We start from the raw sequence: 3,758 nt of genomic DNA on the forward strand, positions 1-3,758 counted from the left end.
GATCGACCTAATTAAGTTCACTGCCTGAGGATTTTCTTACTTAAAGTCACTAAGGCTCCTCGTCGATTGAGGGGAATGAAAATCCAGAACAGCGCAGCCAATGAGTTGTACCAATCATCAGCTGTAAGACCGAGGAAAAAGATGTATCAAATTACGGAAGAATTATGACAAAAAATAACCGTGCCCCATAACAAGCGTTAGGTTTGAGTAAGCAGTAAGCCTTGCTTCGGCTTACAACGCAAAAAGGGTCGCATTTGATGCGACCCTTTCCTCCTTAACAAAAGGTTAAAACTGAGCAGTTAGCTTGATATACACTTCATCTTTGCCTAATTTACTGTCTAATCCATGAGCGTAACCAATCCGTACTGGTAACGTGCCGCCATAAAGTACGATGGTATCGATCTGCACTTCAGCACCAATCCCCGTCAGGGCTTGGTAGTTTTGGTTATCGTTCCAGCTTGATCCTGAGTCGACAAATACAGAACCTGAAATATCTCCCAAGCCAATTGGCCACAAATTCCAGTTTCGTTCAGCGCGATACAATAAGCGGCTTAGTTCAACACTTTGTGTCGCGTAAGCTTGCCCTACTTGAGCCGCAGAGCTGTAGCCACGCAATTCTACCTGTTGGCGGCCATAAAGCTGTGCGCTGTCACCTTCGTAACTGCCCAGCTCAAACCGTTTGGCTTTTGAGCCCGCATAACCTGCCGCAAGATGAGTGGTAAGGTTGAAGCTCCCCGGAAGGTCCCAATATGCTTGCCACTGCGCCTGCCATTTTTGTCCAGAGTAATCACCGCCAACATTGGACTCCCATACCAAATCAGCGTAATGACCCCACGCATAACCAGGAACATTCAATAAGCCTTCACGGTTATCCCATTGTAGCGCAGCCCCTGCTAGCCACTCATCACTGGCTTGTGTATAGCGCGTACCTTGAGGCGCTTTGATCAATGACTCTTTCTGCCAATAAGTTCCGATACCAAACATTAAGTTATCATCGAGGCCATGCCATAAATAATTACGTTGTAACGTCAAGTCATCTTGACGGACAATGCGATCGTCTTTATTGGTCAATGGGTTTAACTTAAACTCATGCTCTCGGCTGAGCGTCGCTTGCCAACGGTTGTCATATTGATATCCCAATTGGTACGTCGCCAACGCATTTTTTGTATCCCAAGCCGCTTGGATCTCATATTGATGTCGCCCTAACACATCTGAACCACTGGTCGAGAAACCAAATAACGATTGGTTGTCATCCCCTTGCCAAACGGGAACCCAATAACGTGGCGTTAAAGTCGACAACGGTGAGTAGTCGGTAGTGTCACTTTTTTCGGCCTGAGATATCGGCGTCGAAGTAACGGATGTCACCTTGGCAAAGGAAGACAGCGGAGCCTCATTGAAAGCCGTCACCGCCGGAATGTGGCGCAAATGGTAACCATCATGCTCATAAGCTTGGTAGATAAGCCCTTGCGATTGATTCCATTGCGGAGAAAAAGCACCACCAATTTCATTGGTCAATTGCTCTAGCTGCAGACTGGTTAAGTCCATTCGGTAGATCTGATAACGCCCCGTGTAATCGGCGCTGAACAGCAGCTCTCCCTCTTGGGTAAAACTCAATTGATGCTCAGTTAATGATGTTTCAGTCACAGCCAACCAGCGCTGCTCTTTGGCGACAAAACGCATGATATTCCACGCGCTAGACGGCTGCTTCACGGAAGCATAAATGTCACCTGTCGGAGACAGCGCCATATCACCAATGACCCAACCATATGTGCCTTGCCATAAGCGAGTTTGCTGTCCATCCAGCGTCACCTGCCATAATTCAGGCAACCCTTGTTCATGACGGGTAGCGAAAACACTTTGCCCATTTCGGCTCCAACGTACTTGGGTAAAGCGCTGTTGCTCGGTTAAACGTTGCCACTGCCCATCAACGTAGCGATAAAGATCATTCAACACTCGTCCGTCAAGATAACTATTCACTTGTGACACGACGATACCTTGCTGGGGATGAACATCGAGGCTAGTTAAGCTTTTTGTAGTCAATAAACGCTGCCATTGATTTTGCTTACTATCCCACATCGCTAAATTTGCTCGATCAACCCCATCACGACGCCAAGCCAGTAATTGCTCTGATCCACCATTGGCTAATAGATATTCAAACGGCTGGCTATCGAGAGATTGAGCCTCCGAAGGCTGTTCCTTACTTTGCACAATTTGATCTGAAAACTGCGTGATTAGATCGGCACGGAACTCTTGCCAAAGCGCAAAAAAGTCTTTACCAAAAGCACGTTGAGCGCTTCGGTTTAAGAAAACGCCCGGAATTAGGTAGCCACTGTAATCGCTTAAAAAATGTTGGAGTGCGTCTTCGCCATACATTTTGGCTAAATAATCAATAAAATACGCGCCGTAGAGGTAATTACTGCCAAGCGGTAAACGTTTATTCGCTACCACGATTTGGTTGAGATCAGCTAGTTGTCCGCTCGCCACTTCCATGCGCATTTGCATCGCAAAATGGCTATTGTGCAAACGTCCATAACCTTGTTCATTTTGGCTTTCCATGTAAACCGCTAACCCTTCTAACAGCATCGAGGGTGTCATTGCATGCGGGAAAAGCAGTGTGTGGCGGCCAAAAATACGTCGAGCTCCAGTGACCGCGCGCTCATTTAATTCCATATGAACAATGTGAGTGTACTCATGGCGGATGAGCATGTGCAACCATTCATCATTGCCTTCCAATCCATTAACATCGCTGGGAGGATTTAAGATCAAGCGAATTTGAGCATAAGGCAGCGGCGTTGCCCAACCGTTGGAATAGTCGTAGTCATCCACCAGCGTTAGGTGCGTTTTTTCAGCTGGCATCTTTGAGAATTGACTGGCAAGATCTTGATGCACTTTCTCGGCAATATCTAACGAACGCGCCGCGTACTGGGCCAATTCACTGCGAAAGTGCACGATAAAATGTTGCGATTGTTGAGTCTGCCATTGCTGACCAGCTTGATCCCAAGCGACTGACTCAGCCAATACTGTTGGTGTATGCATACCCAAACAAACCATCAAACCCATAATGGGTGAGAGTACAAATTTTGCTGACATCGTTACAACAACCCTTTTCAATAATTAAGTGCGGCGATTGTACGTTGAATGAGAAAAGGATTGGGTATCGAAATGTATGGCTTTGTCAGGATAAGGCCTGACTATCATTTGCTCTCCCATTCAGGGAGATGGCACTTGACATTGCTAAGCAATCTATTTTATATCGCACTCTATTTGACTGATCGGAACGCTCGATTGACCAAAACAGACATAAGCGGTAATTGGTTGATTCACCTTCATTTTCACGTAGCCAGCTTTTACATCATCCTCTCGAAATCGAACCATGTTGGACGTTGCTTCTGAACCATCGACATAAATCGCCGTGAAATCATCATTCATCCAAGCAACCACTTTGTCGTAACTCTGTTTGGTCTTAAACACGACCTCGGCGCAGCGAATAGGCGGATTGTCACGAACGCTGTACCCGCCAGAATGTTCAACCGCTTCAGAGCCATTGCTCACATCGTGTAACTGGCTGGAAATCACATCACACTGACTGTCAGCCGCATGGACATTAAATGCAATAAGCATAGGAATCACGTAATAGCTTGGCTTCATCTTCATCATAAACATTACTGACATCATAGGTATTTGTAAAAAATAATAGCTTTACCCTATTGAAAACCACCCAAAAATAACATCACTTAAAAGTAAACGTGGGTTAAATA

General features: G+C 46.0%; 2 protein-coding genes. Both read right to left on the bottom strand.

Going from position 1 to position 3,758, the window contains the following annotated elements:
- Positions 1 to 285 precede the first annotated feature (285 nt).
- On the bottom strand, positions 286 to 3,090 hold the full coding sequence (locus B9J87_RS09330; protein ID WP_094150429.1) for a TolB: 2,805 nt from the start codon (positions 3,088 to 3,090) through the stop codon (positions 286 to 288).
- Between the two features lie 153 nt (positions 3,091 to 3,243).
- Positions 3,244 to 3,663 (bottom strand): hypothetical protein, encoded by a 420-nt coding sequence (locus tag B9J87_RS09335; RefSeq protein ID WP_017048641.1) that lies wholly within the window; start codon positions 3,661 to 3,663, stop codon positions 3,244 to 3,246.
- Between the last annotated feature and the right edge of the window lie 95 nt (positions 3,664 to 3,758).

The organism is Vibrio sp. V19_P1S1T109 (assembly GCF_002241375.1).
In the GTDB taxonomy this organism is placed as follows: domain Bacteria; phylum Pseudomonadota; class Gammaproteobacteria; order Enterobacterales; family Vibrionaceae; genus Vibrio; species Vibrio anguillarum.

Excerpts from the sequence above, each read along its gene's own strand:
- B9J87_RS09330 (WP_094150429.1), bottom strand. The coding sequence starts at position 3,090 with ATGTCAGCAAAATTTGTACTCTCACCCATTATGGGTTTGATGGTTTGT.
- B9J87_RS09335 (WP_017048641.1), bottom strand. The coding sequence starts at position 3,663 with ATGTTTATGATGAAGATGAAGCCAAGCTATTACGTGATTCCTATGCTT.